This window comes from Amphritea sp. (assembly GCF_048266285.1).
In the GTDB taxonomy this organism is placed as follows: domain Bacteria; phylum Pseudomonadota; class Gammaproteobacteria; order Pseudomonadales; family Balneatricaceae; genus Amphritea.
In genome coordinates this window covers 1-25,603 of record NZ_JBLWZV010000027.1, presented here as the reverse complement: position 1 = coordinate 25,603, position 25,603 = coordinate 1, and the positions used below count along the sequence as shown (strand labels likewise).

At 50.5% G+C, this 25,603-nt stretch carries 27 protein-coding genes; 20 read left to right on the top strand and 7 right to left on the bottom strand.

Annotation, left to right across the window (positions count from 1 at the left end; all coding sequences use genetic code 11):
* Positions 1-654 (bottom strand): isoprenoid biosynthesis glyoxalase ElbB, encoded by a 654-nt coding sequence (gene elbB / locus ACN0T0_RS18600; RefSeq protein ID WP_417228235.1) that lies wholly within the window; start codon positions 652-654, stop codon positions 1-3.
* Between the two features lie 281 nt (positions 655-935).
* On the opposite strand from elbB, the gene hemB reads away from it, so the two are divergent.
* The 6 genes from hemB (at position 936) to ACN0T0_RS18570 (ending at position 7,586) form a co-directional block, all read left to right on the top strand.
* Positions 936-1,946, top strand: coding sequence for a porphobilinogen synthase (gene hemB / locus ACN0T0_RS18595; protein WP_417228234.1), 1,011 nt, complete (start codon positions 936-938; stop codon positions 1,944-1,946).
* A 43-nt stretch (positions 1,947-1,989) separates the two neighbouring features.
* The gene (ppk1, locus tag ACN0T0_RS18590; RefSeq protein ID WP_417228233.1) at positions 1,990-4,221 is read left to right on the top strand and encodes a polyphosphate kinase 1; all 2,232 of its coding nucleotides are present in this window, start codon (positions 1,990-1,992) and stop codon (positions 4,219-4,221) included.
* A gap of 284 nt (positions 4,222-4,505) precedes the next feature.
* On the top strand, positions 4,506-5,279 hold the full coding sequence (locus ACN0T0_RS18585) for an ABC transporter ATP-binding protein (RefSeq protein ID WP_417228232.1): 774 nt from the start codon (positions 4,506-4,508) through the stop codon (positions 5,277-5,279).
* Positions 5,280-5,321: 42 nt separating this feature from the next.
* Entirely contained in the window at positions 5,322-6,080 is a 759-nt protein-coding gene (locus ACN0T0_RS18580; protein WP_417228231.1) for an ABC transporter substrate-binding protein, read from the top strand.
* 64 nt (positions 6,081-6,144) lie between these two features.
* The gene (locus ACN0T0_RS18575; RefSeq protein ID WP_417228230.1) at positions 6,145-6,837 is read left to right on the top strand and encodes an ABC transporter permease; all 693 of its coding nucleotides are present in this window, start codon (positions 6,145-6,147) and stop codon (positions 6,835-6,837) included.
* Positions 6,834-7,586: an ABC transporter permease gene (locus tag ACN0T0_RS18570; RefSeq protein WP_417228229.1), complete on the top strand. Its 753-nt coding sequence runs from the start codon at positions 6,834-6,836 to the stop codon at positions 7,584-7,586. Before ACN0T0_RS18575 ends, ACN0T0_RS18570 begins: the two co-directional genes overlap by 4 nt.
* A gap of 9 nt (positions 7,587-7,595) precedes the next feature.
* Here ACN0T0_RS18570 and ACN0T0_RS18565 read toward each other — a convergent pair whose 3' ends face one another.
* Positions 7,596-8,450 (bottom strand): SDR family oxidoreductase, encoded by an 855-nt coding sequence (locus tag ACN0T0_RS18565; protein WP_417228260.1) that lies wholly within the window; start codon positions 8,448-8,450, stop codon positions 7,596-7,598.
* 62 nt (positions 8,451-8,512) lie between these two features.
* Here ACN0T0_RS18565 and ACN0T0_RS18560 point away from each other — a divergent pair, with 62 nt between their 5' ends.
* The 4 genes from ACN0T0_RS18560 to ACN0T0_RS18545 all read left to right on the top strand — a co-directional run bounded on the left by ACN0T0_RS18560 (position 8,513) and on the right by ACN0T0_RS18545 (position 13,115).
* Entirely contained in the window at positions 8,513-9,418 is a 906-nt protein-coding gene (locus tag ACN0T0_RS18560; protein ID WP_417228228.1) for a hydrogen peroxide-inducible genes activator, read from the top strand.
* A 1-nt stretch (position 9,419) separates the two neighbouring features.
* On the top strand, positions 9,420-11,498 hold the full coding sequence (gene recG / locus ACN0T0_RS18555; RefSeq protein ID WP_417228227.1) for an ATP-dependent DNA helicase RecG: 2,079 nt from the start codon (positions 9,420-9,422) through the stop codon (positions 11,496-11,498).
* Positions 11,499-11,598: 100 nt separating this feature from the next.
* Complete coding sequence (locus ACN0T0_RS18550; RefSeq protein ID WP_417228226.1) at positions 11,599-12,582, top strand: succinylglutamate desuccinylase/aspartoacylase domain-containing protein; 984 nt, start codon at positions 11,599-11,601, stop codon at positions 12,580-12,582.
* A gap of 20 nt (positions 12,583-12,602) precedes the next feature.
* Complete coding sequence (locus ACN0T0_RS18545; protein ID WP_417228225.1) at positions 12,603-13,115, top strand: DUF501 domain-containing protein; 513 nt, start codon at positions 12,603-12,605, stop codon at positions 13,113-13,115.
* Between the two features lie 124 nt (positions 13,116-13,239).
* Here ACN0T0_RS18545 and ACN0T0_RS18540 read toward each other — a convergent pair whose 3' ends face one another.
* Positions 13,240-13,485 (bottom strand): YfhL family 4Fe-4S dicluster ferredoxin, encoded by a 246-nt coding sequence (locus tag ACN0T0_RS18540; protein ID WP_417228224.1) that lies wholly within the window; start codon positions 13,483-13,485, stop codon positions 13,240-13,242.
* Between the two features lie 35 nt (positions 13,486-13,520).
* Positions 13,521-14,000, bottom strand: a complete 480-nt coding sequence (coaD, locus tag ACN0T0_RS18535; protein WP_417228223.1) for a pantetheine-phosphate adenylyltransferase — start codon at positions 13,998-14,000, stop codon at positions 13,521-13,523.
* 186 nt (positions 14,001-14,186) lie between these two features.
* Here coaD and ACN0T0_RS18530 point away from each other — a divergent pair, with 186 nt between their 5' ends.
* The gene (locus tag ACN0T0_RS18530; RefSeq protein ID WP_417228222.1) at positions 14,187-15,446 is read left to right on the top strand and encodes a M48 family metallopeptidase; all 1,260 of its coding nucleotides are present in this window, start codon (positions 14,187-14,189) and stop codon (positions 15,444-15,446) included.
* Positions 15,447-15,537: 91 nt separating this feature from the next.
* Here ACN0T0_RS18530 and ACN0T0_RS18525 read toward each other — a convergent pair whose 3' ends face one another.
* The 3 genes from ACN0T0_RS18525 to ACN0T0_RS18515 are packed head-to-tail and all read right to left on the bottom strand — an operon-like array spanning position 15,538 to position 17,785.
* Positions 15,538-15,855: an antibiotic biosynthesis monooxygenase family protein gene (locus tag ACN0T0_RS18525; RefSeq protein WP_417228221.1), complete on the bottom strand. Its 318-nt coding sequence runs from the start codon at positions 15,853-15,855 to the stop codon at positions 15,538-15,540.
* A 55-nt stretch (positions 15,856-15,910) separates the two neighbouring features.
* Positions 15,911-16,519: a 16S rRNA (guanine(966)-N(2))-methyltransferase RsmD gene (rsmD, locus tag ACN0T0_RS18520; protein WP_417228220.1), complete on the bottom strand. Its 609-nt coding sequence runs from the start codon at positions 16,517-16,519 to the stop codon at positions 15,911-15,913.
* Positions 16,520-16,552: 33 nt separating this feature from the next.
* A complete protein-coding gene (locus tag ACN0T0_RS18515; RefSeq protein WP_417228219.1) occupies positions 16,553-17,785 on the bottom strand; it encodes a hypothetical protein in 1,233 nt (410 codons plus the stop codon).
* Positions 17,786-17,949: 164 nt separating this feature from the next.
* Between ACN0T0_RS18515 and ftsY the strand changes: the two genes are divergently transcribed.
* The 9 genes from ftsY to ACN0T0_RS18470 all read left to right on the top strand — a co-directional run bounded on the left by ftsY (position 17,950) and on the right by ACN0T0_RS18470 (position 25,387).
* Positions 17,950-19,260, top strand: a complete 1,311-nt coding sequence (ftsY, locus tag ACN0T0_RS18510; protein WP_417228218.1) for a signal recognition particle-docking protein FtsY — start codon at positions 17,950-17,952, stop codon at positions 19,258-19,260.
* Between the two features lie 43 nt (positions 19,261-19,303).
* A complete protein-coding gene (ftsE, locus tag ACN0T0_RS18505; RefSeq protein ID WP_417228217.1) occupies positions 19,304-19,966 on the top strand; it encodes a cell division ATP-binding protein FtsE in 663 nt (220 codons plus the stop codon).
* Positions 19,956-20,975: a permease-like cell division protein FtsX gene (ftsX, locus tag ACN0T0_RS18500; RefSeq protein ID WP_417228216.1), complete on the top strand. Its 1,020-nt coding sequence runs from the start codon at positions 19,956-19,958 to the stop codon at positions 20,973-20,975. Before ftsE ends, ftsX begins: the two co-directional genes overlap by 11 nt.
* A gap of 282 nt (positions 20,976-21,257) precedes the next feature.
* Entirely contained in the window at positions 21,258-22,115 is an 858-nt protein-coding gene (gene rpoH, locus ACN0T0_RS18495) for an RNA polymerase sigma factor RpoH (protein ID WP_417228215.1), read from the top strand.
* A 122-nt stretch (positions 22,116-22,237) separates the two neighbouring features.
* On the top strand, positions 22,238-22,615 hold the full coding sequence (locus ACN0T0_RS18490) for a DUF423 domain-containing protein (RefSeq protein WP_417228214.1): 378 nt from the start codon (positions 22,238-22,240) through the stop codon (positions 22,613-22,615).
* A 19-nt stretch (positions 22,616-22,634) separates the two neighbouring features.
* Positions 22,635-22,835, top strand: coding sequence for a sulfur carrier protein ThiS (gene thiS / locus ACN0T0_RS18485; protein WP_417228213.1), 201 nt, complete (start codon positions 22,635-22,637; stop codon positions 22,833-22,835).
* A 61-nt stretch (positions 22,836-22,896) separates the two neighbouring features.
* Complete coding sequence (locus ACN0T0_RS18480; RefSeq protein WP_417228212.1) at positions 22,897-23,694, top strand: thiazole synthase; 798 nt, start codon at positions 22,897-22,899, stop codon at positions 23,692-23,694.
* Positions 23,695-23,827: 133 nt separating this feature from the next.
* A complete protein-coding gene (trmB, locus tag ACN0T0_RS18475; protein ID WP_417228211.1) occupies positions 23,828-24,562 on the top strand; it encodes a tRNA (guanosine(46)-N7)-methyltransferase TrmB in 735 nt (244 codons plus the stop codon).
* A gap of 171 nt (positions 24,563-24,733) precedes the next feature.
* Positions 24,734-25,387 carry a TetR family transcriptional regulator C-terminal domain-containing protein gene (locus ACN0T0_RS18470; protein WP_126157054.1) on the top strand — a complete coding sequence of 218 codons (654 nt, stop codon included), beginning with the start codon at positions 24,734-24,736 and terminating at the stop codon, positions 25,385-25,387.
* The last annotated feature ends 216 nt before the right edge of the window (positions 25,388-25,603 follow it).

Sequence of the window (25,603 nt, the reverse complement as noted above, 5' to 3'; positions counted from 1 at the left end):
TCAAGAAAGTTGCAGCACCTTATTTACTAGCTTGTTGATACCGCTGGCGGCTTCACTAATACTACCGGCGAGCATATAGGCTGGGGTTGTCACTAGGTTGAATTTCTCATCAAAGACGATGTTGCCAACCTCGCAGTCCTGATGTTGACCTCCCATCGCTTCAATCGCTGTGGCAGTTGCTTGGTCATTACCAATGGTGCAGGTGGCGCCTTCGCCAAATAGCAGCGGGGTCATGGCTGGGGCGATGCAGATCAAGCCTACCGGTTTGCCGCTGGCGTGGATCGCTTGGGTGAAGGCCAGTAGAGCGGGGTTAACTGTTGCTGCGGCACCCGCAACGGCGAAATCGCTGAGGTTTTTGGCTGCGCCAAAGCCGCCGGGGATGATCAGAGCGTCATAGTCGGCTGGGTTTGCGTCGGCGAGATCGATAATCTCTCCGCGGGCAAGACGTGCGGCTTCGGTTAGGACATTACGCTGCTCGCCGGCCATCTCTTCACCGCTACGATGGTTGATGACATGCATCTGATCAATATTAGGGGCCATGCACTGGTAGCTGGCACCGCCCTGCTCAATCGCTAGCAAGGTCAATACGGATTCATAGATCTCTGAACCATCATAGACACCGCATCCTGACAATATCACGGCTACTTTTTTCATTATGGGTACTCCCTTTAAGGTGAAGATTGAAAGCGGCTGAACCTTACCGCACAGCGGTTGGACCAGCGATTCCCCTCGATGTTTCGTGGTGTTTAAAATACTTAGATTTGCCGTTGAGTATCATAACGACGGAGCTGAGAGTGTTAATCATTCATTATTTCAGCCATTTATAATCTAGGTCACTAAGTATAATGCTTTATCTATAGTCGTCACTCCGTGGCTTCTGTCATAATAATGTCATTGTTTTCCGGTCAAATACCCGCTTCTAAAAGGAGTTTTCTGTGTCATTTACTAATAGTCAGCGTTTTTTCCCTGAAACCCGCATGCGTCGTATGCGTGCTGATGATTTTTCCCGTCGTCTGATGCGTGAAAACGTTTTGACGCCCGATGATCTGATCTATCCCGTGTTTGTTATCGAAGGCACGAACCAGCGTGAAGCGATTGCCTCAATGCCGGGTATCGAGCGGATGAGTATCGATCTATTGGTTAAAGAGGCCCGTGAACTGGTGTCTTTAGGGGTGCCTGCGGTGGCGCTTTTCCCGGTAACGCCTGCGAGTGCTAAATCGGAATTGGCTGAAGAAGCTTATAATCCCGATGGTTTGGCTCAGCGTGCAGTCAAAGCGCTGAAAGATGCCTGCCCAGAGTTGGGTGTGATTACTGATGTGGCGCTGGACCCGTTCACGACCCATGGCCAAGATGGCATTATCGATACCAATGGCTATGTTTTAAATGATCGTACAGTGGATACACTGGTACGTCAGGCACTGTCCCATGCTGAAGCGGGGGCCGATATTGTTGCGCCTAGCGATATGATGGATGGGCGTATTGGCTGCATCCGTGAAGAGCTGGAACTGAATACCCGAGTGAACACCCGTATTATGGCTTATTCTGCTAAGTATGCGAGTGCCTACTACGGTCCTTTCCGTGATGCTGTCGGCTCATCTGCTAACCTAGGTAAGGGTAATAAGTTTAATTACCAGATGGATCCCGCCAACAGTAATGAAGCCTTGCATGAGGTGGCACTGGATCTGGCTGAGGGTGCCGATATGGTCATGGTGAAGCCTGGTATGCCTTATCTGGATATTGTGCGTCGAGTTAAAGATGAATTAAAAGTCCCCACCTTTGTCTATCAGGTGAGTGGTGAATATGCGATGCATATGGCGGCCTTCCAGAATGGTTGGTTGGATGAGCGAAGTGTGATGATGGAATCGCTGACCTGTATTAAACGAGCCGGTTGCGATGGTATTTTGACCTACTTCGCTAAACGGGCTGCACAAGTACTGAATGAGTAATATCCCGGGGTAACGGGAACAATACAAAAACAGAGGGGCATACATGAGCGAGCAGATTAACGAGCCGGCGACTGAGCAGGTCGACGAGCTGACTGATGAACAGGTAGCGTTGTCAGATGCCGAACAGGTGGAACTAGCGGATCAAAGCGAGGCGGCCAATGAGGCCTCTATCGCATTGGTGGAAAGCCGGGAAGCGATCGCGGTTACTGAACCGGTTGAAGAGCTGCCGCTGGATCTGAAAGCCCCCGAACTCTATATCAACCGTGAACTGAGTCATCTACAGTTTAATATCCGGGTGCTGGAGCAGGCCTTGGATGAGACCCATCCGCTGATGGAGCGGTTGATGTTTTTGCTGATATTCTCCAGCAACCTCGACGAATTCTTCGAAATTCGAGTCGCTGAGTTGATGGCACAGTTGAAGTATGGCCGTGAATCGGTGGGTCCCGATGCGATGCATCCTCAGGTCGTGATGAACCGCATCGGCGAGATCTGTAGTGCGCAGGTTGAACGGCAGTACAAAATTCTTAATGAGACCATCTTTCCACAGCTAGAAAAAGAGAACATCCACTTTCAACGTCGGCGTGACTGGAGCGATGAGCAGAAAGAGTGGATTCGTATCTTTTTTGAAGAGAAAGTGCAGCCGGTAGTGAGTCCTATTGGGCTGGATCCCTCTCATCCATTTCCCCGTTTGGTGAATAAAAGCCTTAACTTTATCGTTGAGTTGGATGGTAAAGATGCCTTCGGTCGGGAAAGTGGCTTGGCAATCATTCCCGCGCCTCGCTCACTGCCGCGCTTGATTCGTCTGCCGGATAATCTCTGTGATGGTGGCGATAATCTGATTTTCTTGTCGTCGATCATCCATGAATTTGCTGATGAGCTGTTTCCTGGAATGACAGTTGAAGGGTGTTATCAGTTCCGTATCACCCGGAATGCCGATTTAACCTTTGATTCTGAAGAAGTGGAAGATCTGGCCCGTACTCTGTTGGGTGAGCTGCATTCCCGTAAATATGGCGCGGCGGTGCGGCTTGAGGTAGATCAGCGTACCCCTGAGGTGTTGATCCGCTTCCTACTGCGCGAATTTAATCTCGACGAAGCGCATACCTATCGGGTCGATGGCCCGGTTAACCTGACTCGTATGATGGCCTTGCGCGATCTGGTTGATTGCAAACAGTTGTGCTGGAAGCCCTTTACGCCGGGTATGTCAGGGCGCTACAAACAGAAAAATATTTTTGATGTGTTGCGTCATAAAGATCAGCTGCTACATCATCCATTTCAGTCGTTTTCACCGGTAGTCGACCTACTGCGACAAGCGGCGAAAGACCCTAAGGTGCTGGCGATCAAGCAGACGCTTTACCGTACCGGGGTAAACTCCGATATTGTCGATGCGTTAGTGGATGCTGCCCGCAGTGGTAAAGAGGTGACCGTGGTGATCGAGCTGCGGGCACGTTTCGATGAAGAATCGAACTTACAGCTCGCAGGGCGATTGCAAGAAGCGGGCGCGCTGGTGGTGTATGGCGTGGTTGATTTTAAAACCCACGCCAAAATGATGCTGGTGGTACGCCGTGAAGATGGCAAACTAGTGCGCTATGCCCACCTTGGCACTGGTAACTACCATTCCGGTACGGCACGGCTTTATACCGACTACAGCTATATGACCAGTGATGCCGATGTTGGTGAAGATGTGCACAAAATTTTCCATCAGTTAACCGGTATGGGCAAAATTCTACGCTTGAAAAAGCTGCATAATGCGCCTTTTACACTGCACGCGCGCATGCTGGAAATGATCGAGCGAGAAGCAAAGCATGGCAAGCAGGGTCATATTATCGTTAAGATTAACGGTTTAACCGAACCGCAATTGATCCGCGCGCTATATCAGGCGTCTCAGCGTGGGGTTAAAATTGAGTTGATTGTGCGCGGCATGTGTCGTCTGAGGCCGGGCATTGTCGGGATTTCAGAAAATATCTCGGTGCGCTCGATCATCGGCCGTTTTCTTGAACATACCCGGGTCTATTATTTCGGTAATAAGGGTAAGTCGGAAGTGCTCTGTTCCAGTGCCGACTGGATGGAGCGCAATATGCTTAATCGTGTCGAAACGGGCTTTCCGTTGACCGGCAAGTTAGCCGATCGAGTGAAGAGTGATTTGGATCTCTACTTAGCGGATAATTGCCGTAGTTGGGCGATGCATTCTGATGGTAGTTATACGCTTAATAAACCCCTAGAAGGGGAAGAACCGGTGAGCGCTCAGGAAGCGCTGCTCAGTCAGTTCAGTAGTTAAAATATTGTCGATAAATGTGGATTAAAAGTGGCCTTTCGGGGCCATTTTTCGTTTTTAGCCCTGTTTTTACCCGTTGTCTGCGGCCCTGTGTTCTATTTTTGTTTGCTTCCGAGGGCGTTTTGTGGAAAATTGTCTGATTGTAGAAGTTTCTGATAAGAAACATCTGGATAGCAGCAGACGATCCTGCCGGCCTATACGTTACTGTGCTTGACGCAATAGGCGCTATCCTTCACGTTATTTAGCCGTTATCAGCGGAATAATAAATACCAGATGGAAGCCTGATCATGGCGAATGCCCCAACAGCCCTGCTGCTGAACGATATTCATAAGTCCTACGGTGACCTTGCCGTCCTCAAAGGTGTCTCACTCACCGCTTATGATGGTGATGTTATCTCTATTCTGGGTTCCAGTGGCTCCGGTAAAAGTACCCTGCTGCGTTGTATTAATCTGCTGGAAAACCCGAGCCAGGGCGAAATTACCGTGGGTAATGAGCGACTGGAGTTGAAACCGGGTAAAGATGGCAATCTGGTGGCGGCCAATCGCAAACAGCTGGAACAGATGCGTGCGCGCATTGGTTTTGTGTTTCAAAGCTTTAACCTCTGGCCACATAAAACCATCCTCGAAAATATTATCGAAGCACCGACTCAGGTGTTGAAACAGTCGAAAGCAGAGGCCACCGTGCGGGCCGAGCAGTTATTGGAAAAAGTCGGTCTTGCGGATAAACGCAATGCTTACCCCGATAATCTGTCCGGTGGACAAAAGCAGCGAGTGGCAATAGCGCGTACATTGGCAATGGATCCACAGGTGCTACTGTTTGATGAGCCGACGTCAGCGCTCGACCCTGAATTAGTCAATGAAGTGTTAGCGGTCATGAAAGAGTTGGCGGAAGAGGGCAGAACGATGTTGATCGTGACCCATGAGATGCGCTTTGCAAAAGACGTGTCCAGCCAAGTGGTCTTTTTACATGAGGGTCAGATCGAAGAGATCGGGCCACCAGAGCAAGTGTTTAATAGTCCAAAATCTAAGCGTGTGCAGGAATTCATGGCCAGTCACAGTTAGGCTTTTTTGAATAAGAAAATTAAGATTAGAAGGATGTTGATGATGAATATACGTAAATTGTTTGCCACCGTAGCATTAGTTGCCGGAGGTCTTGTGGCCGCTCAGACAGCGACGGCAGGGGATACTATCCGTATCGCTACCGAAGGCGCCTATTCGCCTTTTAATATGGTTGATTCTAGCGGTGAGCTGATTGGCTTTGATGTTGAAATTGCTAAAGCACTGTGTGCTCAGATGCAGGCTGATTGCGAGATCGTGGCACAGGATTGGGATGGTATTATTCCCGGCCTGCGGTCAAAGAAATATGATGCCATTATCGCCTCTATGTCGATTACCGAAGAGCGTATGCGGGTTGTCGACTTCTCAGAAAAATATTATTCCAATGTGTTGGCCTTCGTTACATCTGAAGGTAGCGATATTGAAGTGACAAAAGCGGGTCTGAAGGGTAAAACCGTTGGCGCACAGCGAGCGACCATTGCCGGTCAGTATCTGGAAGATAACCTCGGTGATGTCGTTGATGTAAAACTGTATGACACTCAGGATAACGCCTACTTGGATCTGACTTCGGGTCGTCTGGATGCATTGTTGTCGGATAAATTTCCTGCTTATGACTGGTTGCGTTCAGAAGAAGGTAAGGGCTTTGATTTCCAAGGTGAAGATATCGATATTAACGATAAGATCGGTATAGCTGTTCGTAAGGGCGATGCGCTGAAAGATAAGTTTAGCGCTGCGATCAAGGCGATTGTTGCCGATGGTACCTACGATAAAATCAACAAAAAGTATTTCCCATTCTCCATCTATTAATGGTGTGAATAACCATTTTTATCACTGAGGCCGGCGTTGACCGGCCCGTTTTTTAGGGTATTTCATGGACCTGCAAGGCTTTGGTCAACTCCTCATATCCGGTACTTGGGTCACCATTCAGCTAGCACTGTCTAGTTTATTGGTGGGGCTGGTGTTTGGTTTGGCAGGCGCAGCGGCAAAACTGTCGAAAAACCGTTTCGCTCGCTGGTTCGCAACCGGCTATACCACGCTGGTGCGTGGCTTGCCGGAACTGTTGTTAGTGCTAACGATCTATTTCGGTGGCTCGCAATTGCTAATGTGGATCGCCAGTGGCTTTGGCTACGACGAGTATATCGAGATCGGCCCTTTTGTGGCCGGTGTTGCCGCCTTGTCGATTGCGTTTGGCGCCTATGCGACCGAAGTGTTTCGGATGGCGATGATGGAAATTCCGGACGGCCAGTGGGAGTCGGGGCTTGCCTGTGGCATGAGTCCTCGGCGAACCTTCTTCCGGATTATCCTGCCGCAGGTGTGGCGTCTGGCGATTCCCGGTTTGGGTAATCTGTTTCAGGTGTTGCTCAAGGATACTGCGTTGGTCTCGGTGGTGGGACTGAACGATATTATGCGTCAGTCACAGGTGGCTATCAGCGCCACGAAAGAGCCCTTTACCTTCTTTATGGTTGCCGCTTGCATCTATTTACTGCTGACGGCCGCGACCACAGGATTTACCATGTTTATGGAACGGGTGGCTAACCCTGCGGGCCGGGAGAATCGAGGATGACCTGGGAATGGGGTGTTATCTGGCAGTATTTGCCTCGCTTGTTGGAAGGCGCTTGGCTAACCATGGAGTTAGTCTTGATCTCGGGCCTGATTGGTATTGCGATGGCGATACCGCTCGCCTTGATGCGGGCCTCTAGCCGACCTTGGGTGCGGGTGTTGCCCTTTATCTATATCTATTTTTTCCGTGGGACGCCGCTGCTGGTGCAGATTTTCCTAGTCTACTATGGCGCATCGCAGTTTGAATATGTGCGTGATTCGTTCCTTTGGCCGATTCTTAAACAGCCCTATTGGTGCGCGATTATCGCCTTCAGTTTGAATACCGCGGCCTACAGTGCCGAGCTGTTCCGTAGTGCGATTCAGGCCATTCCGAATGGTGAAATCGAAGCGGCAGAAGCGATGGGTATGAGTAAGCCGGTGCAGATTCGCCGGATTATTATTCCCCGCGCCTTCGGTATCGCTTTGCCTGCGTATGGCAACGAAGTAATTCTGATGCTTAAGGGGAGTGCGCTAGCCAGTACCATTACGCTGCTCGATCTGACCGGTATGGCGCGGACCATTATTGCCCGCACCTATACACCGCTGGAGATGTTCTTAGCCGCAGGTATGGTGTATCTAGCGATCAGTGCGGTGATTATTGCTCTGTTCCGTTTTATGGAGTATCGCTTTAATCGGTATCAATATTACCATCATACCGATACCCCGAAAGATCTGGATCCGTTGTTGCGCGATCCCCATATCGATCAAAAGTAATCCCTGCGATTATTGGCGAAAAGCCTCGATTAATTCAGGATATCCGCTCTGATAGTCCGGGTATTTGAATTGATAACCTGATGCTTTTAATACTGTATTACGGCAGCGCTTGCTGCCAATGGTACGCCGCGCTGACCTTTCCGTTATCTCGACCTTAAGTTGTTTAGCCAGCCAGTCACTGACCTCGTGTAATGGCGCGGGGGCATCATCGCTGGCTAGATAGAGCGGCGGCAGTGCTTGTTGATGGGAGAGTTGGTAAAGGTGTTCCAGCACGCCGACACAATCGTCACGGTGAATCCGATTGCTATAGCGTGACGGCGTATCAGGGTAGCCTATGCCGCGATTAACCTGCCCTAGCATATAGTTGCGTCCGGGCCCGTAAATCCCGCTGAAACGCACCACCGTCGCCGCTAGGCCGCTTTGAAGTGCGATCGCCTCCGCCGCCAGCATGATTTGGCCGGAAAAATTGTCCGGCTCGGTGGGGGACTGTTCATCTATCCATTCATCATGGTGTTGATGGTAGACTGCCGTACTGGAGATAAAGAAAAGTTGTCGTGGCCGAATCGACTGTTGTTCTAGGGCATTCAGTAGATTGCTTAGGCCTTGGGGATACGCTTGTTGATAGACGGTTGCATCCCGCTGGCCAGCAGCAACGATATAGAACAGTGTATCAAGCGGTTGTGGCAGGCCCTGAAGCGTGTCAGGCTGACTTAGATCAGCGGCGATCCCTTGGATACCCGCGGGCAGCTGGTTTATATTACGGCGCAGGCCGAACACTTGATGTCCTTGGGCGGCGAGGTTCAGTCCTAGCTGACTGCCGACATCACCGCAACCGGCGATTAGAATCTGATCCCTGTTTAACATATGCTTCACAGTACTTATCCTGTCTCAGGTTGAGTCCGTATCATAACAAAGGAAAGCCGCGTATGACTCTTACCGAGTTACGTTACATCGTTACCCTGGCCCAAGAACAACATTTTGGTCGTGCCGCCGAGCGCTGTTTTGTCAGCCAGCCCACCTTGAGTATTGCGGTTAAAAAACTTGAAGACGAATTGGGCACCGCACTGTTCGAGCGTAGTAAGCATGCGGTGCGGGTAACACCGGTAGGGCAGAAAGTGGTGCGTCAGGCGCAAACGGTGCTGGAGCAGGCTGAGTCGATCAAAGATCTAGCTCAAGAGGGTAAGGATCAATTGGCCAGCCCATTGCGGGTCGGTGCGATCTATACCATCGGACCATACCTATTTCCGCAACTGGTGCCCGAACTACAAAAGCGGGCGCCGAAGATGCCGCTCTATATCGAAGAAAATTTCACCGAAAACCTGCGTCCTAAAATTCGTAATGGTGAGTTGGATGCCATTATCGTGGCGTTGCCGTTTGATGAACCCGATATCCTCACCCGGCCGCTCTATGATGAGCCCTTTATGATGTTGCTGCCTAAGGATCACCCTTTAGCCAGTAAAGATCAGATCGATAGCCAGACGTTACATGAGCAAGATCTATTGCTGCTTGGCGAAGGCCATTGCTTTCGCGACCAGGTCTTGGAAGCCTGTCCGACCCTCTCCCATGGCTCTGATAAGCACACCATCACCGAGGGGAGTTCGTTGGAAACTATCCGTATGATGGTGGCTTCAGGGCTAGGAGCCAGTGTAATTCCTAAGTCGGCGACCGGCGGTTATTATCAGTCGGATATGGTGGTGACTAAACCCTTTAAGTCGCCACCACCTGTGCGCACCGTAGGGCTTGCTTGGCGGGCTAGTTTCCCTCGGCCACAGGCGATCGATCTATTGATTGACGCACTGAATAGCTGTGCCGTCGCGGAAAATAAACACTGATATGCATACCGCCCTCGCGCAACTGCCGGTGACAGAGCTGAAAGGCGTCGGGGCGGCGTTGCAGCAGAAACTCGAAAAGCTGGATATTCGTACCCTGCAAGATCTGCTGTTTCACTTACCGCTGCGCTATCAGGATCGCACTCGCATTATGCCTATTGGCGGCCTGCGGCCCGGCGATGAAGGGGTCGTTGAAGGTGAAGTTAAAGGGGCCGATATTGCCATGGGACGGCGGCGCAGCCTCGTGTGTCGCCTACAAGATGGTACGGGCACCATTACACTGCGTTTTTTCCATTTTTCAGCGGCACAGAAAAACAATCTTAAACCGGGCACCCGGTTGCGTTGCTTCGGCGAAGTGCGTACTGGTGCTAGCGGTTTGGAAATCTATCATCCGGAATACCGACGGGTCGATGATACGGTGATCACGCCAGTAGAAGAGAGTTTGACGCCGATCTATCCTACCACCGAAGGGATGAATCAAGCCCGTTTGCGCGCCTTAACCGATGGCGCCCTGGCCTATCTCGCCAAAGGCTCGTTGACCGAGTTGATACCCGAGCATCTGCGACAGCAGTGGCGCTTACCCTCTCTCAATGAGGCGATCAGCTATCTGCACCGTCCGCCGGTGGATGCTGACCAAGAACAGTTACTCGATGGTTATCACCCAGCGCAGCGGCGATTGGCATTTGAAGAACTGTTGGCGCACCATCTTTCACTGATTAAGTTACGTCAGCGCGCCCGGCAATCAGGCGCTCCGGAGCTGCGGGCCAATCGGCAGTATCAGGATGCTTTTTTACAACAACTACCCTTTCCCTTGACGGGGGCTCAGCAGCGGGTCAGCCAAGAGATTAGCGCCGACCTAGCTCAGCCCTATCCGATGCTGCGGCTGGTGCAGGGTGATGTGGGCTCGGGTAAAACCGTGGTGGCCGCTTTGGCGGCACTGCAAGCGGTTGAGGGTGGCTTTCAGGCGGCGATCATGGCGCCCACTGAGATTCTGGCCGAGCAGCACTTTATTAGTTTTACCCATTGGCTCGAGCCGTTGGGGCTGAAAGTAGCTTGGTTGGCGGGTAAATTAAAAGGTAAAAAACGTCAGGCCCAGCTAGAAGTGATCAGTGATGGTTCGGCACAGGTGGTGGTGGGCACCCATGCACTATTTCAGGATGAGGTTCACTTTGCTAATCTTGGGTTGGTCGTGGTTGATGAGCAGCACCGCTTCGGTGTGCATCAGCGCCTAGCCTTGCGTGAGAAAGGTCGAACTGATCATCGGGCACCTCATCAATTGATTATGACGGCTACACCGATTCCCCGTACCTTGACCATGAGCGCCTATGCCGATCTGGATTGCTCTGTGATCGATGAGCTGCCGCCGGGACGCACACCGGTGAATACGGTGGTAATTTCGGATCAGCGTCGTCCAGAGGTTGTCGAACGGGTGCGTGATGCCTGTGGTCAGGGGCGGCAAGTCTACTGGGTCTGCACTCTGATTGAAGAATCTGAGGCGTTGCAGTGTCAGGCCGCCGAAGTGACCGCCGAAGCGCTGCGCGAGGCATTGCCGGAGCTGCGCATCGGTTTGATTCACGGCCGCATGAAACCGGCTGAAAAAGCCGCCATTATGGCCAGTTACAAAGCCGCTGAACTCGATCTGCTGGTGGCTACCACCGTGATTGAGGTGGGTGTGGATGTTCCGAACGCCTCGGTGATGATTATTGAAAATCCCGAGCGGTTAGGGTTGGCGCAGTTACATCAGTTACGCGGCCGCGTGGGCCGTGGTTCGGTCGAGAGTTTCTGTTTGCTGATGTATCATGCGCCCCTGTCACAGCAGGGCCGCGAGCGACTAGCGGTCATGCGTGAAACCACCGATGGTTTTAGGATTGCTGAGAAAGATCTTGAACTGCGTGGGCCGGGAGAAGTACTCGGTACCCGTCAGACCGGTATGATGTCCTTCAAAGTGGCCGATCTACAACGGGATGCGGATCTGTTGACTCGAGTGAAACAAGTGGCTGGACAGATTATGGCTGATCCGCAGTTGAGTGATGCGATTATTCAGCGATGGCTCGGACGTGATGAGCAATATGCCAGTGTTTAAACGGCTTTAAATCTCGGTTTTTATCGACCCGATCACCCGCTGTTTCGGGCGCAGCATAGGCGTTAGCCATCGTCTATTAGTAAAAGGTTATGATGACTCTATGACTGTACCACCGTGCCGATTTTCGATCGCCGCATCTGATGCGCCCATTGAGCTGTTACCCCGCGACCTGAGCGGCTGGCGGCAGGGTAATTGTGGTGTTGATTATGTTCATCGTTTTGATTCGGGCCGCGAAGGGCCAGAGCTGGTGATCCAAGCGCTCACCCATGGTAACGAAATCTGCGGTGCGAATGCCTTACTGTGGTTGTTGGAAAATAATATCCGCCCAATGTGTGGCGCGATGACACTGATTTTTGCCAATGTCGATGCTTATCAGACATTTGATCTACAACGGCCGTTTGCCAGCCGCTGTCTTGATGAAGATATGAACCGCATCTGGCTACCGGATCGGTTGAGCTGCCCCGATAGTCACGAAACCCGCCGCGCCGTTGAGTTACTACCCTATATTGAGAACGCCGATAGTGTGTTGGATCTGCACTCCACCACCTTTGCGGTCGCACCGATGTTGATTTATCCACAGACTTCGGGGAATACCGCCTTTGCCGACCGCTTGCAGTTTCCTTTCCCTCATCTGCTGTATGATCCCGGCAGTTATCATCAAGGCATTTTGATTTCCGAGCATCAGCGTCACGCCGACAAAGGTGTTTCCTTAGTGGCGGAGTGTGGACAGCATTTTGCTGCCTCGACCAGTCAGCAGGCATTAGCGGTGACCCTGCGATTTATCGCTCAGCATGGCATGTTGGATAGTTGCGTCGAGATACCCGCATGGGGGTATGCTGCGGATGATACGGCAGGGCATTATCGTATTGACCGGGTGCTTAATGCGCAAACGGAACAGTTTCGTTTCGCGATCCCGGTTAAAGGCTTTGAGCAGTATTGCAAAGGCGAGCTGATCGCCACCGATGATCAAGAGCTTATTGCCGCCCCCTTTGATAATTGTGCCTTGATTATGCCCGCCCGAGTGCCAGTTGCCGGTGAAGAAGTGGTGACACTGGCAGAACGTTTAGAATCCACACAAGTATAATATGCAGAACAGGAACAACTATGGCCGCCTCTGAACAGCAGCTTGAACTCATTGAACGGCAGCTAGGGCGTGAGCCCCGTGGACTGGTTGATATCGCTTGGCAGAGCCCTCAGGGCGTGCCTGGGGTATTACAAATGCGTTCGCTGGTGGATGATCAGCCCTTCCCGACGCTCTATTGGCTTAGCTCGAAAGATCTCTATCAGGCGATCGCTGAGATTGAAACCTCGGGCGAAGTGAAGCGTATTGAGCAACAGCTGGAAACCGATGATGACTTGCGGGCTGCGCATTTGGCGGATCAGCAGCGTTATGTTGATCTACGTTGGCAGATGATGGCGGATAGTGATCGACAGCGTATTGCCGAATTGGGTTTTACTGAACTGTTTGATAGCTATGGTATCGGTGGTATTCGTCACTGGGATAAAGTGCGTTGTCTACATATGCAGTATGCCTATCATCTTGCGGTAGGAGGTACTGCGATCGGCAGCTTGTTGGATCAGCGTTATGGGGTGGACCAAACGCCATTAGCGTTGTGAGCGTAGTTAAGTAAAAGGTGCCGTAAATTGCAGGCATAAAAAAAGCAGGCGAGTGCCTGCTTTTATTGGTTATGACGGAGTCTTAACCGCTGGAGCGTCGATAAGCGCGGCTTGTAAGCGCTTATTAACCGGTCAGCTTGTGGTATTTCTCCATCAGCTGCTCTTCGTTTTCAACGTGATCTGGATCCTTAGGAATACAGTCTACGGGACATACTTCGACACACTGTGGTGTGTCATAGTGACCGACACATTCAGTACATTTGTTCGGATCGATCTCGTATATTTCATCACCGGGAGCAATCGCCTCATTAGGACATTCCGGCTCACATACGTCACAGTTAATGCATTCATCTGTGATAATTAATGCCATGGTGGCTACCTCACTGACTCGTATTGACTTAAATATTAGTGGCCGAAATGATCTTTCAGCACTTTATGGACTGATGGGTGCACAAATTGTTCTACATCACCACCAAGACTCGCAATTTCACGTATCAGGGTCGATGAAATAAAAGATAAGTGCTCTGCCGGCGTCAGAAAAATACTTTCCGTCTTCGGCGCTAGCTTGCGGTTCATATTGGCGAGCTGAAACTCATACTCAAAGTCAGAAACAGCACGTAGGCCGCGCAGGATAATATTAGCATTTTGCTGGCTAACCAGATCAGCCAACAAACAATCAAAGCCAACCACTTCAATATTATCGAGGTGCGATGTTACTGTTTCCACCAAGCGAACCCGCTCTTCCAGCCGCAACAGTGGTTCTTTATTAGGGCTAGATGCAATGGCTACAACAACCTTATCAAACAGCTTAGATGCCCGTTCAACCAGGTCGGCGTGTCCATTTGTTATAGGGTCAAATGTACCCGGGTATACTGCAATGTTCATTATGAGTTCACGTCTACTCTGCTTGAATGAATATTAGCAAATCCGCAAGGGCGCGATATTAGCTGAATTGCTAGGCTATCACAAATACAATAATGGAATGTATAGATCTTTAGTGGTTATAAGAAAAAATATTTTTATTACAATAAAGAATATATAGGTTAGCCAGGATGATTAAAAGGTGATCGGATGAAGATAAGACAACGTTTAGCTCCATTTTTTATGATATTTAGTGTTGCGCTGCTCAGTGGTTGCTCGACGTTACAGAGCATCGATAAAGGTCTGTATAACGTTGCGGAATCGATAACGGAAACCGATAGGGTCACAGGCGAGCGTACTCTGAGTGCTGCCGACCGTAGTGCCCAGATACAGCAGGGTAATGCCGCGGTAGAACAGCTATTGGCGGACGAGAAAAAAGCCGGTCGCAAGGTTGATGCGGCGTTGGATCGACAGCAATATCAGCGCTTGGTGCGTATCTTTGATCGGGTTCATCAGGTCAGTCATCTGAGTCAAGAGCGCTGGCAGCCGATATTGATCGATCGGGATTCGTTTAATGCCTTTACCACCGGCGGCACCTATATCGTGGTGCATCAGGGGTTAATGCAGCAGTTAAACGATAACGAGGTAGCGGCCGTGATCGGTCATGAAATTGCCCACACCGTGGCTAATCATGTGGGTGAGCGGCAAACATCCCAGCAAATTAGCTTGCTGGCATCGAAAACAGCCCGGCAAGAGGGCTATCAAGCGGCGTACACCCATGAGTTAGAACGGGAAGCCGACCGTATCGGTGTACTTTACAGTGCGCTAGCTGGCTATGACCCTTATGCCGCTACTCAGATTTGGCAGCGACAATATCAGCAGCAGGGTAATGCGCGTAGCTTATTTGCCCATGATCACCCGGTTAATGCCGAACGCGCCGCCGAAACTAAAGCGCTGGCGGATAAGGTAAAACAGTATTACCAAGCTGGACGCATCAACCCTAATGCAGCGACGTTGCGTGACGATAATAGTCTCTGGCAGAAGCGCGATAATAATGATCAAGAAACCGCCGGAGAAGGCGGTGGCGTATCGGCCATTTTATCCACAGCCCTTGGCGCTTATGTAGATCATCAACAAGCTAAGCAGGAGGCGGTGCGGCAGGCGCAATATGCACAATTTGTGCAGGCGGTGGAAAGTTATATGAAACTGGAGCAGCAGCGCCGTGCCAGTAATACGAGTTGGACAACTCAATGGTATTATAGCGGCAATAGGGCCTTGAAAGGCGTAGTGATGGGCTTTATGGCACAAGACAGTGCAGGCAAGTTACATCGCTATGTGGCTCACCAGCCGGGCATTGTGCGCCCCGGTCAGCGTTTTAGCCTGACCTTTAAAACCAATGACGGGGTATCGTTGCAACAGATCGAGCAGATGAAGGCGCGGTATTACGTCGATGATGCGTTGCCGTATTAGTCAGCACCCAGAGAGGCCCCTTTTTAGGGGCGATGCTCAATCGACGTATCGATGAAAAGAGCGTAGTTGAGCAAGAACGCAGGCTATACGGTTAGATGCCGTAGTCGCGTTCAACTTTTGCAATGCGTACCTTGAAAGAGGAATACCAGTGCTGATGGCCCTTTTGTTGCGCTGCTAGATGTTCGGTATGTGCTTTCCAGCGCTTGATTGAGTCTAAATCTGCCCAATAGGATACGCTGATACCCACCCCTTCCCTTGCGGATTCTATGCCGAGAAAGCCCGGTTGTTGTTCCGCTAGTTCGACCATTCTCTCGGCGGTTTCGGCATATCCATGATCGCCATCAGTACGTGTCGATGTGAAAATAACGGCATAGTAGGGTGGCTTCGGTGTTTTGGCGATGTCTGACAAGGTATGTCCCTCGATAATGAATACTACTTTTGATGCACAGCTGACCTAGGCTCTTTCAAGTTCTTTTATAAAGCCGATAGGTGACTTGGCCGGCGGTTTTTTCGCGATGGAGTTGCCAGTTGTCGGGCACTAGCGGGTTGGTGAGTTCTTTTTCGGTTTCTAGATAGATCATGGCATTGCTTGTGAGTAGGTTGTTCTGTTCTAGCAATTGGCAGCAGATGGCTGATAGGTCTTGGTGGAATGGGGGATCGAGAAAGACCACATCGAACTGTACTTCTAAATCGCCACTGCGGGTTTCCAGCCATTCGGTAGCGGAGCCGGTGATCAGTTCCGCATGTTGGGTTTTTAGATCTTGAATATTTTGCCGTAGCTGACGAATCACCACGGATGAGTTGTCGATCATGGTGACATGGGCCGCACCCCGGGATAGGGCTTCAAAACCTAATGCGCCGCTGCCGCTGAATAGGTCGAGACAGCGCCCGCCGGGGATATAAACCGATAACCAGTTGAACAGCGTCTCTCTTACCCGGTCAGGGGTGGGTCTTAGCCCTTCAACTTCAGGAAAGCTTAGCTTGCGGCCGCGCCAGTCTCCGCCAATAATTCGCAGTTGCTGGTTTCCAGAACTGATTTTTTGAGAGGTGCGCTGTGGGCGACGTCTGGCCATGTTAATTCCTTAAAAGTTGAACGCTGCATTAAATCAATAGGCGGGTAGCGTGAGCTGATAACGGCCTGGGCTGGTTAGAAACAGCGTGATCTGCTTTTTGACCTCGGCATTATCAACCTGATTTAGCTTCTCCTCGAAGTTATTCAGGTAGTCTAGCGGCAATTGATAGAATGCAATGGTGTTGAGCAGGCTCAGCTGAGGTTCGATCGCTTCCATCTGAATCTGGTAGTTATTCTGCAGCATGTCTCGGGTGTCGTTGATCAATCGGTCATCGAGTTTTGCGAGCAGTGTTTGCATAAGAGGGCCTAGGTCATCATTGGCGTTGATTTTCGAGCCCTGCAGAATCATAGCGACAAAACCCTGCTTGTCCAGTGATTTCCAGACCAATCGAGCGTTCATCTGAGACTGCTGTTGCAGCAGCTGTTGTAGGGTGCTAACCGCTAACAGTTCAGTGGCAAATTGAGGCTGTTGTCGTCCAGGAAGTGCCAAGCCCAATAGGCGATAGGTTTGATTGTCCTGCGGTGACAGTCGCTGACGGCTGAGGCTCAGGGGCTGGTTGATACTGTGATTGTCGCTAGAGGGCGCTCTTAAGAGTGAACTGAGGCGCTCTGCCAGTGATGCGGTATCAGGCCCTTTCAGGGTGAGGGTGACGGCGTCCGGGCGAACGCTGTGATGAAAAAACTCAGCAAAACGTTGTAAGGGGTGTATCGACGCTGGACTGCTGATGAGATTGCCAAAGGTGCTCAGCAGGCGGTTTTCTGGATCTTTTAGGTTTAAATACTGCGCGGCTTCCAAGTGTGTCCATCGCTGTTCTAGATCCGTGCCGGGGTGATAAGCTCTTAATCGTTGTAGCAGTTGTTCCGCCATCGTTTTTATCGCGTCGGCTTTGGCTTGCTTGGCCGGTAAGGTGATCGATATTTGCAGTTTGTCGGCGGAAATTCCGGCACTGAGAGCCGCGTTGAGTGTGTTAAAGGGCGGCTGCTTGGTTAACTCGGCTAGTTGCTGTTCGGCCTGCTGCAGCAGGAGTTGTTGCAATAGTTGTTGTTCACTATTAATGGCGGCCCCGGTGCGAAACAGCAAGCTGAGTTGCACCGTTGTGTCGTCGTGATCGACATAGTACAGCGGAAGATCTGGGTGTTTGTTGATGCGGATAAAGTCTGAGCTGCTGTTCTGCCCGGCGGTGAGTAAGACGATGGCGACGGCGACGATCCAGACAATAATCTTCAGATACGTGCGGTTAAATAGCGGCGATTTAGCATCCGACATCAGTTATTCCTGGTCATTTTGTGGCCTGTTTGCAGTGCCCTAGCTGGGCTTTACTATGGTAAGATATCCGGCCTAAATGAAACATACAGGACGACTCGCGGATGGAACAGGGATTACCCTGTTTTTTTGCACCTTTAGCGCCTGACATCGGACAGTAATCAAGCATGTTTAAGAAGCTTAAATCAATTTTCAAGTCTGAGAAAGATGATACTCAGAAAGGTTCAGTTGAGGCGGTCGATCTGCCAGCTGAAAGTGCCGATCAAGCGGTTGTTGCAGCGGACGTGGCTGAAACGGAGACGGTTGCCGCCGCACCGACGCAGCCGGTAACGCCGGACGCGCCTACCGACGCTGCTGAAACACCGGTCGCTGAACAAGCAACCGTGGTAGAGCCTGAACCCCTACTTAGCCCTGCAGCAGAAGCCGACGTTGTAGCGCCGGCACCTGCCGAGCTGGCTGAAACGGTTGAGCCCGTTATCGTCGCAGAAGTGGCTGCAGCGGAAGTGATTGCCGAGCCTGAGCCCATTGCAGACATCGCGCCGACCCCAGAGCCAAAACAGAAAACCGGTTTTTTCGGCCGCATTAAAGCGGGTTTGAGTCGCACTAAAGGTAACTTGACCGAAGGTTTGGGTAATCTATTTCTCGGTGCCAAAGAGATCGATGATGATCTCTTTGAAGAGATTGAAACCCAACTGTTACTGGCCGATGTTGGCGTTGAGGCAACGACGGAGATCATCGACAAACTGACAGCCCGAGTGAGCCGCAAGCAGTTAGCTAATGCTGATGCGCTTTATACCGCGTTAAAAGAAGAGCTGGCGGGATTGTTGGATCAGGTAGAGCAACCGATCGACTTCAACCAGAGTAAAGGCCCCTTTGTCTTACTGATGGTTGGGGTTAATGGGGTGGGTAAAACTACCACTATTGGCAAGTTGGCGAAAAAATATCAGGCGGAAGGTAAATCTGTGATGCTGGCGGCGGGTGATACGTTTCGGGCGGCGGCCGTTGAGCAACTGCAGGTTTGGGGCGATCGCAATAATGTGCCAGTGGTCGCGCAGCATACCGGGGCCGACTCGGCATCCGTGATCTACGATGCGTTGCAATCCGCTCAAGCTAAAAATGTGGATGTGTTGATCGCCGATACCGCGGGCCGTCTTCAGAATAAAGATCATCTGATGCAAGAGTTGGAAAAAGTCGTGCGGGTGATGAAGAAACTCGACCCGGATGCGCCCCATGAAGTGATGTTGGTGCTGGATGCCGGCACCGGTCAGAATGCAATGAGCCAAGCGAAGCTGTTTAAAGAGGCGGTGGGCGTGAGTGGTATCAGCTTAACCAAGCTAGATGGCACGGCTAAAGGCGGAATTATCTTTGCTATTGCGAAACAACTGGATCTGCCGATTCGCTATATTGGTGTCGGTGAACAGGTTGATGATCTACGCCCCTTCAAGGCAAAGGAATTTGTCTCGGCACTGTTTGACTAGTCGACTTTCAGCAACGGTTTAACGGCATGTATCGAATATATCAATGATCAGTTTCGACAACGTCACCAAGCGTTACCCCAATGGTTATGATGCCCTGAGTCAGGTTAACTTTAGCCTTGCCAGTGGCGAAATGGCCTTTTTGACCGGCCATTCTGGCGCGGGCAAGAGTACCCTGCTAAAACTGCTGATGCTGATGGAACGACCCTCGAATGGTCGGGTGTTAGTGGGCAATCAGGATCTGGCGACCTTGAGTAACCGGCAGATTCCCTATCACCGTCGTCGTGTCGGGGTGGTGTTTCAGAATCATCAATTATTATTCGACCGATCGGTATTTGAAAATATTGTCTTGCCGCTACGGATCTGTGGCTTCGATCCTGCTGATGCTGCTCGTCGGGCGCGTGCAGCGCTGGATAAAGTTGGCTTGCTGGAAAAAGAGAAACTTAATCCGGTGGTGCTGTCCGGTGGTGAGCAACAGCGAGTGGGTATTGCTCGAGCGATTGTACATAAACCTCAGGTGCTGTTGGCGGATGAGCCGACCGGCAACCTTGATCCCAAACTGTCTGAAGAGGTGATGCGCCTGTTTCAGCAGTTTAATCAGGTGGGGACTACCGTGCTGATTGCCAGCCACGATCTAGGCTTGATTGCGCGGATGCCGCATCGGGTGATTACTCTCAATCGGGGTAGGTTGGTCAGTGATGGAAAATAATCAACGTCGTAAAGGTGCCGTTCGGGTTGAACCGAACCCTAAACGGGATGCCAAGATACACCGTGGTGCCGAACACCATCAGCTCAATATCAGTGATAAAGGGCGTAGTTATGTGCGGCATAACGTTGAAGTGGCTCGGCAATCCTATTATTCCTTGTTGGCACAACCGCTAACCACCTTCATGACCCTTGCGGTACTTGCGATTGCTTTAGCCTTGCCTGGTGCCCTGTATGCAGGGCTAAAAAACTTACAACAGCTAGGTGATGGCTGGCAGGGCGATCCACGGGTTGCCCTTTATCTGCAATTGAGTGTCTCGGACGACGATGCCGAGCGCCTAAGCCGCGAGCTATTGCTGCGGGATGATGTGGCAGGCACCGAATTGATCACCGCCCAGCAGGGGATGTTAGAGTTTCAGGCGATGTCCGGTTTTGGTGATGTATTCGACTTTCTGGAGAGCAATCCGTTACCGGCCGTGGTGATGGTGATGCCGCGTGACCTATCGGTGGCGTCGGTGCCATTATTACAGGCTAAATTACAAGCGCTGTCGCAGGTTGATGAAGCGGTGGTGGATATGGAGTGGGTGCAACGGTTGGCCGGCTTTGTAAGCTTGGCTGAGCGGGCAGTCTGGGTGCTGACGGCGCTGTTTGTTATGGCGGTCTTACTGGTGGTGGGCAATACTATTCGGCTATCGATCGAGAGTCGCCGGGATGAAATCATCATTGCTAAGCTAGTAGGGGCGACGGATGCCTATGTTCGCCGGCCATTTCTTTATGATGGCATTTGGTTCGGTATTGCCGGCGGCGTCTGTGCTTGGATTCTGATTCAGTTGAGTCTATTGCTGCTCAGTAACCCGGTTGAACATCTGGTAACGCTCTATAATAGTCAATTTGAATTAGCGGGTTTAGGTTTCGTCGAAACACTGCTGTTACTATTGATCAGTATTCTACTGGGCTTATCCGGTGCTTGGCTGGCAGTGGGCCGGCACCTTCGAGAGATCCAACCGCAGTAATTTTCGATGGTCTATTCCGCTGATAGCGGTTAAATGTTGCGCTGCATCAAACCCGAGTGCTGCATTAAGTGTAAATATAGGTAAAGTGACTAAGGCGTTACACTTGCCATCTGCTAGTGTTGTGGTTATCTTTGTGGGTCTGCTGGGTACCGGTTGATCGACGTGACTATAAACGGTACCGGATAGCGGGTTGTAAATAGCTGGAACTAATCTGGCTGAAGAGTGTCATAGCGTTAACTTATATTGATACTCTTTGAAATGAATAAGTAATGAGGTTGAGAAATGGGCAAGAGCCTACGGGTCATTGAAGTATTATCTCCAGGTCAGAATCTGGAGGCATATATACGTCAGGTGACTGCGATTCCTGTTCTCACAGTAGAAGAGGAACGCGGACTGGCACAGCGACTGTATTTTGAGAATGATCTCGAAGCGGCGCGTCAGTTAGTATTATCTCATATGCGATTTGTGGTGCATGTTGCTAAGTCTTACTCCGGTTATGGCCTTTCTCAGGCCGACCTGATTCAAGAAGGCAATGTGGGCCTGATGAAAGCGGTTAAACGCTTCGACCCTACCATGGGGGTTCGTCTGGTATCTTTTGCGGTGCATTGGATCAAGGCGGAGATGCATGAATTTATTTTGCGTAACTGGCGTATCGTGAAAGTCGCGACCACTAAAGCTCAGCGTAAGTTGTTCTTTAACCTGCGCAGTAAAAAGAAAAACCTGGGTTGGTTAACTAACGCTGAAGTCACCGCAATGGCGGGTGATCTGGGTGTTGATGAACATGTTGTCCGGGAGATGGAAGGCCGGATGAGCAGCGCCGATATGGCTTTTGATGCTCCCGTGGGCGATGACGATGAGCGGGCTTATCAATCACCGGCTTATTTCCTTGAAGACCACAGCCAAGACCCTGCTAGTCAGGTGGAAGATTCTAACTGGGAAGCTGATTCTAATCAGCGTCTGAGTCAAGCGATGGAACAGCTGGATGAGCGAAGCCGCGATATTCTGGTACAGCGTTGGTTGGGTGAAGAGAAAGCGACCCTACACGAACTGGCGGCACGTTATGAAGTGTCTGCCGAGCGAATTCGTCAGCTTGAAAAGAACGCGATGAAGAAGATTAAAACTGCGATGCTGGAAGCCTGACCCTTTAGGTTTTTGTTGCTCGGATAAAAAAAGCCGCCCTCGAATGAGTGCGGCTTTTTTTATTGCTTATCGAGACCGCTTAGCTTTGTTAGAATAGCCACTCTTATTGCCCGGTACCGTTTATGTCTGCTCGTTTTGTTATTTTTTTCACCGCGCTGAGTGGTTTTATTACTGTGGGTCTCGGTGCCTTTGCTTCACATATGCTGCGCACGCAATTGAGCGAGCGGTTGTATGAGGTGTTGCACACCGGTATCCAATATCAGATGTTCCATACCCTAGCGCTGTTTGGTATCGGTCTATTGATGCTGCGTCAGCCTGATAAAGGTTGGAATCAAACGGCGGTACTCTTTATCGCGGGCATTGTGTTTTTTAGCGGCAGCCTCTATGCGCTGGCGTTGAGTGGACAGTCTTGGTTAGGCGCAATAACCCCGGTGGGTGGGATGTTGTTTCTGGCCGGCTGGTTGAATCTTGGCCGGGTTGCATTTCGGCAGTTAAGTTAATAGAAGTGGATCAAGCTCAATGTTGATACAGGTAAATGGTGACAATCTAGACGTTCAAGAAGGCGCCAGTGTGGCTGATCTGATTATGCAGCTAGAACTGGGAGAGCGCCGGGTGGCCGTCGAGCTGAATCTGGAGATCGTTCCTCGCAGCCGACACGCTGAAACAGTGCTGCATCAAGGCGACCGGGTCGAAGTGGTTCATGCGATTGGTGGCGGCTGAGTCATCGCTGCTCTGACGTATGCTTGAGATAACATGACAGAATTTAACGGGATAGAACACAATGTCTGAACAACATAACGATCCACTGATTATCGCCGGCCGTAGCTTCCAGTCGCGTCTTTTGATTGGCACGGGTAAGTATCGTGATCTGGAGGAAACCCGTCTGGCGATTGAAGCCAGTGGTGCTGAAATCGTGACCGTAGCGGTACGCCGTACCAATATTGGCCAGAACCCAGATGAGCCAAACTTACTGGATGTTATCTCACCGGATAAATATACCATTTTGCCGAATACTGCTGGTTGCTTTAATGCTGAAGACGCCGTGCGCACCTGTATGCTGGCCCGCGAGTTGATGGATGGCCATGATCTGGTGAAGCTGGAAGTGTTAGGCGATCAGAAAACCCTCTACCCTAATGTGGTCGAAACGATCAAAGCTGCTGACGTGTTAGTGCGGGATGGTTTTAAGGTCATGGTTTATACCAGTGATGACCCAATTGTCGCTAAAGAACTCGAATCGCTGGGTTGTGTATCCATTATGCCGTTGGGGTCGATGATTGGCTCTGGTTTGGGCATTCTTAACCCCCATAACATCAATGTGATTATGGAAGACTGTAAAGTGCCGGTGTTGGTGGATGCTGGTGTCGGTACCGCTTCTGAAGCGGCCTTTGCCATGGAAATGGGCTGTGAAGCCGTATTGATGAACTCGGCGATTGCCGGTGCTCGTAATCCTATGCTTATGGCGTCTGCAATGCGTAAAGCGATTGAAGCGGGTCGTGAGGCATTCCTAGCCGGACGGATGCCGCGGAAGAAATACGCCAGCGCATCTTCGCCAATGGAAGGTACCATAGTCGCTAAGTAATAAAGTCTAACCTGCGTTATTAACGTATTGATTTATATGCAAAGGTGGCCTTTTGGGTCGCCGGATTAAACCAACGATTGTAGCAGCCTGATCCACAGATCAGGCTGTTTTGTTTTAATAAGAGTCCAGATCGATGTCAGAAGATAACAAAACTGAACAGCAGACCCCGGAAGATTCCGTCGGGGAGAAGTATATGCGTACCGTTAAGAGCTTTGTGCTGCGTGCTGGTCGCATGACCGAAGGCCAGCAGAAGGCGATGGAAACGGTATGGCCGCAGATGGGCCTAGAACTGAGTCAGGGGATGCTGGATCTGAATCAAGTGTTTGGTCGCGAGGCTCCTGTGGTGCTAGAGATCGGCTTTGGTATGGGTGATTCGTTGATCGAGATGGCCAAGGATCAGCCCGAAAAGAACTATATCGGCATTGAGGTGCACCGTCCCGGCGTGGGGCGCTTGCTGAGCAATGTTGAGAAAGAAGGCCTGACTAATATCCGGGTGTTTTGTGATGATGCAATTGAAGTGTTGGCCCAATGTATTCCGGATGAAAGCCTGAGTACATTACAGCTGTTCTTTCCTGATCCATGGCATAAGAAAAAGCATCACAAGCGCCGTATCGTACAGCTTTCATTTGCCGAAACTATTCGCAAGAAACTTAAAGTGGGCGGTCAATTGCACATGGCCACTGACTGGGAAAACTACGCTGAACATATGATGGAAATCATGAGTGCGGCACCTGGTTATCGGAATGTGGCGGGTGATCAGGCTTATTCGCCGCAGCCCGAGTGGCGTCCGGTGACCAAATTCCAGAAGCGCGGAGAACGGCTAGGACATGGCGTGTGGGATCTTATGTTTGAGCGAACCGCTGATTAAGGCTAACGGCCGTAGGCCGAAAACAGGATTGCTATGGCGTGCTATCACGGCCTAAAAGGATGTGTTTCAGTGTTAGGCTGAGATGCATCTTAGACTTTGTTTTTCTCATCCATGACCACATGGTAAAATAAGCGTTCAGTACTTTATTCTATTCCCGGATATCCAGCTACCATGCCGAATTCATCGGAAGAAATCGTTATTAACAAACCTCGTCGTCGTTCTCGCATTCGCGAAGCCCACGAGAATACAATTTTGCGTGCAGCGGAACAGCTGTTCTCGCAAAATGGCTATCATGGCACTGCGCTCGAAACGATTGCAGAAAAAGCAGGAATGTCGAAGCAAAATTTGATCTATTACTTCTCTTCTAAAGAGCTACTATACCAACGCGTGTTGCGAAATATCCTCGATATTTTGATCGAGAAGATGACTTTGATGGATCAGTTAGGCGACTCTCCCAGAGAAATACTCACTAACTATATCAAGAGTAAAATTGAGATTTCGCGGCACTATCCGAACGCATCTAAAGTATTTGCTATTGAAATTATCAATGGCGCACCCTATCTGAAAAAATATCTTCAGACCCACCTGACACCGGCCTTAGATGATGATGTGAAGCTGGTTGAAAAATGGATTGCGGAGGGCGTTATGGATAGAGTCGACCCCTACCACCTGTTTTTCATGATCTGGTCATCGACCCAGACCTATGCGGATTTCTCCTCCCAGGTAAGCCTCTCTCTTGGTAAAGAGAAGCTAGAGGATAATGATTTCGATCGTGCTACTGAATTTTTGACACATCTCGTTATTAAAGGCTTAGGAATGAAGTAAATCTATCGATGATTACTTTGTACTAAGTTGTCTATTTAAACGGCCAGATAAGCTTCTTCGCAGAATGTTATCTGGCTTTTTTACGCCTCGATAATACCTCTAGCGGTGCTTGATGGCCGTGATGAAGACGCTGCTTATTGGGTTTTCTCGCCACATATTTTATCAATTGTACTCTTTCGGCTATCTCTTTTCTCAGTAAAAACGCCCGATCTGTTT

What these genes read in the sequence shown, in the direction of transcription:
- elbB (WP_417228235.1), bottom strand. Translation starts at nt 654, where the DNA reads ATGAAAAAAGTAGCCGTGATATTGTCAGGATGCGGTGTCTATGATGGT.
- ppk1 (WP_417228233.1), top strand. Translation starts at nt 1,990, where the DNA reads ATGAGCGAGCAGATTAACGAGCCGGCGACTGAGCAGGTCGACGAGCTG.
- ACN0T0_RS18585 (WP_417228232.1), top strand. Translation starts at nt 4,506, where the DNA reads ATGGCGAATGCCCCAACAGCCCTGCTGCTGAACGATATTCATAAGTCC.
- ACN0T0_RS18580 (WP_417228231.1), top strand. Translation starts at nt 5,322, where the DNA reads ATGAATATACGTAAATTGTTTGCCACCGTAGCATTAGTTGCCGGAGGT.
- ACN0T0_RS18575 (WP_417228230.1), top strand. Translation starts at nt 6,145, where the DNA reads ATGGACCTGCAAGGCTTTGGTCAACTCCTCATATCCGGTACTTGGGTC.
- ACN0T0_RS18570 (WP_417228229.1), top strand. Translation starts at nt 6,834, where the DNA reads ATGACCTGGGAATGGGGTGTTATCTGGCAGTATTTGCCTCGCTTGTTG.
- ACN0T0_RS18565 (WP_417228260.1), bottom strand. Translation starts at nt 8,450, where the DNA reads ATGTTAAACAGGGATCAGATTCTAATCGCCGGTTGCGGTGATGTCGGC.
- ACN0T0_RS18560 (WP_417228228.1), top strand. Translation starts at nt 8,513, where the DNA reads ATGACTCTTACCGAGTTACGTTACATCGTTACCCTGGCCCAAGAACAA.
- recG (WP_417228227.1), top strand. Translation starts at nt 9,420, where the DNA reads ATGCATACCGCCCTCGCGCAACTGCCGGTGACAGAGCTGAAAGGCGTC.
- ACN0T0_RS18550 (WP_417228226.1), top strand. Translation starts at nt 11,599, where the DNA reads ATGACTGTACCACCGTGCCGATTTTCGATCGCCGCATCTGATGCGCCC.
- ACN0T0_RS18545 (WP_417228225.1), top strand. Translation starts at nt 12,603, where the DNA reads ATGGCCGCCTCTGAACAGCAGCTTGAACTCATTGAACGGCAGCTAGGG.
- ACN0T0_RS18540 (WP_417228224.1), bottom strand. Translation starts at nt 13,485, where the DNA reads ATGGCATTAATTATCACAGATGAATGCATTAACTGTGACGTATGTGAG.
- coaD (WP_417228223.1), bottom strand. Translation starts at nt 14,000, where the DNA reads ATGAACATTGCAGTATACCCGGGTACATTTGACCCTATAACAAATGGA.
- ACN0T0_RS18530 (WP_417228222.1), top strand. Translation starts at nt 14,187, where the DNA reads ATGAAGATAAGACAACGTTTAGCTCCATTTTTTATGATATTTAGTGTT.
- rsmD (WP_417228220.1), bottom strand. Translation starts at nt 16,519, where the DNA reads ATGGCCAGACGTCGCCCACAGCGCACCTCTCAAAAAATCAGTTCTGGA.
- ACN0T0_RS18515 (WP_417228219.1), bottom strand. Translation starts at nt 17,785, where the DNA reads ATGTCGGATGCTAAATCGCCGCTATTTAACCGCACGTATCTGAAGATT.
- ftsY (WP_417228218.1), top strand. Translation starts at nt 17,950, where the DNA reads ATGTTTAAGAAGCTTAAATCAATTTTCAAGTCTGAGAAAGATGATACT.
- ftsE (WP_417228217.1), top strand. Translation starts at nt 19,304, where the DNA reads ATGATCAGTTTCGACAACGTCACCAAGCGTTACCCCAATGGTTATGAT.
- ftsX (WP_417228216.1), top strand. Translation starts at nt 19,956, where the DNA reads ATGGAAAATAATCAACGTCGTAAAGGTGCCGTTCGGGTTGAACCGAAC.
- rpoH (WP_417228215.1), top strand. Translation starts at nt 21,258, where the DNA reads ATGGGCAAGAGCCTACGGGTCATTGAAGTATTATCTCCAGGTCAGAAT.
- ACN0T0_RS18490 (WP_417228214.1), top strand. Translation starts at nt 22,238, where the DNA reads ATGTCTGCTCGTTTTGTTATTTTTTTCACCGCGCTGAGTGGTTTTATT.
- thiS (WP_417228213.1), top strand. Translation starts at nt 22,635, where the DNA reads ATGTTGATACAGGTAAATGGTGACAATCTAGACGTTCAAGAAGGCGCC.
- ACN0T0_RS18480 (WP_417228212.1), top strand. Translation starts at nt 22,897, where the DNA reads ATGTCTGAACAACATAACGATCCACTGATTATCGCCGGCCGTAGCTTC.
- trmB (WP_417228211.1), top strand. Translation starts at nt 23,828, where the DNA reads ATGTCAGAAGATAACAAAACTGAACAGCAGACCCCGGAAGATTCCGTC.
- ACN0T0_RS18470 (WP_126157054.1), top strand. Translation starts at nt 24,734, where the DNA reads ATGCCGAATTCATCGGAAGAAATCGTTATTAACAAACCTCGTCGTCGT.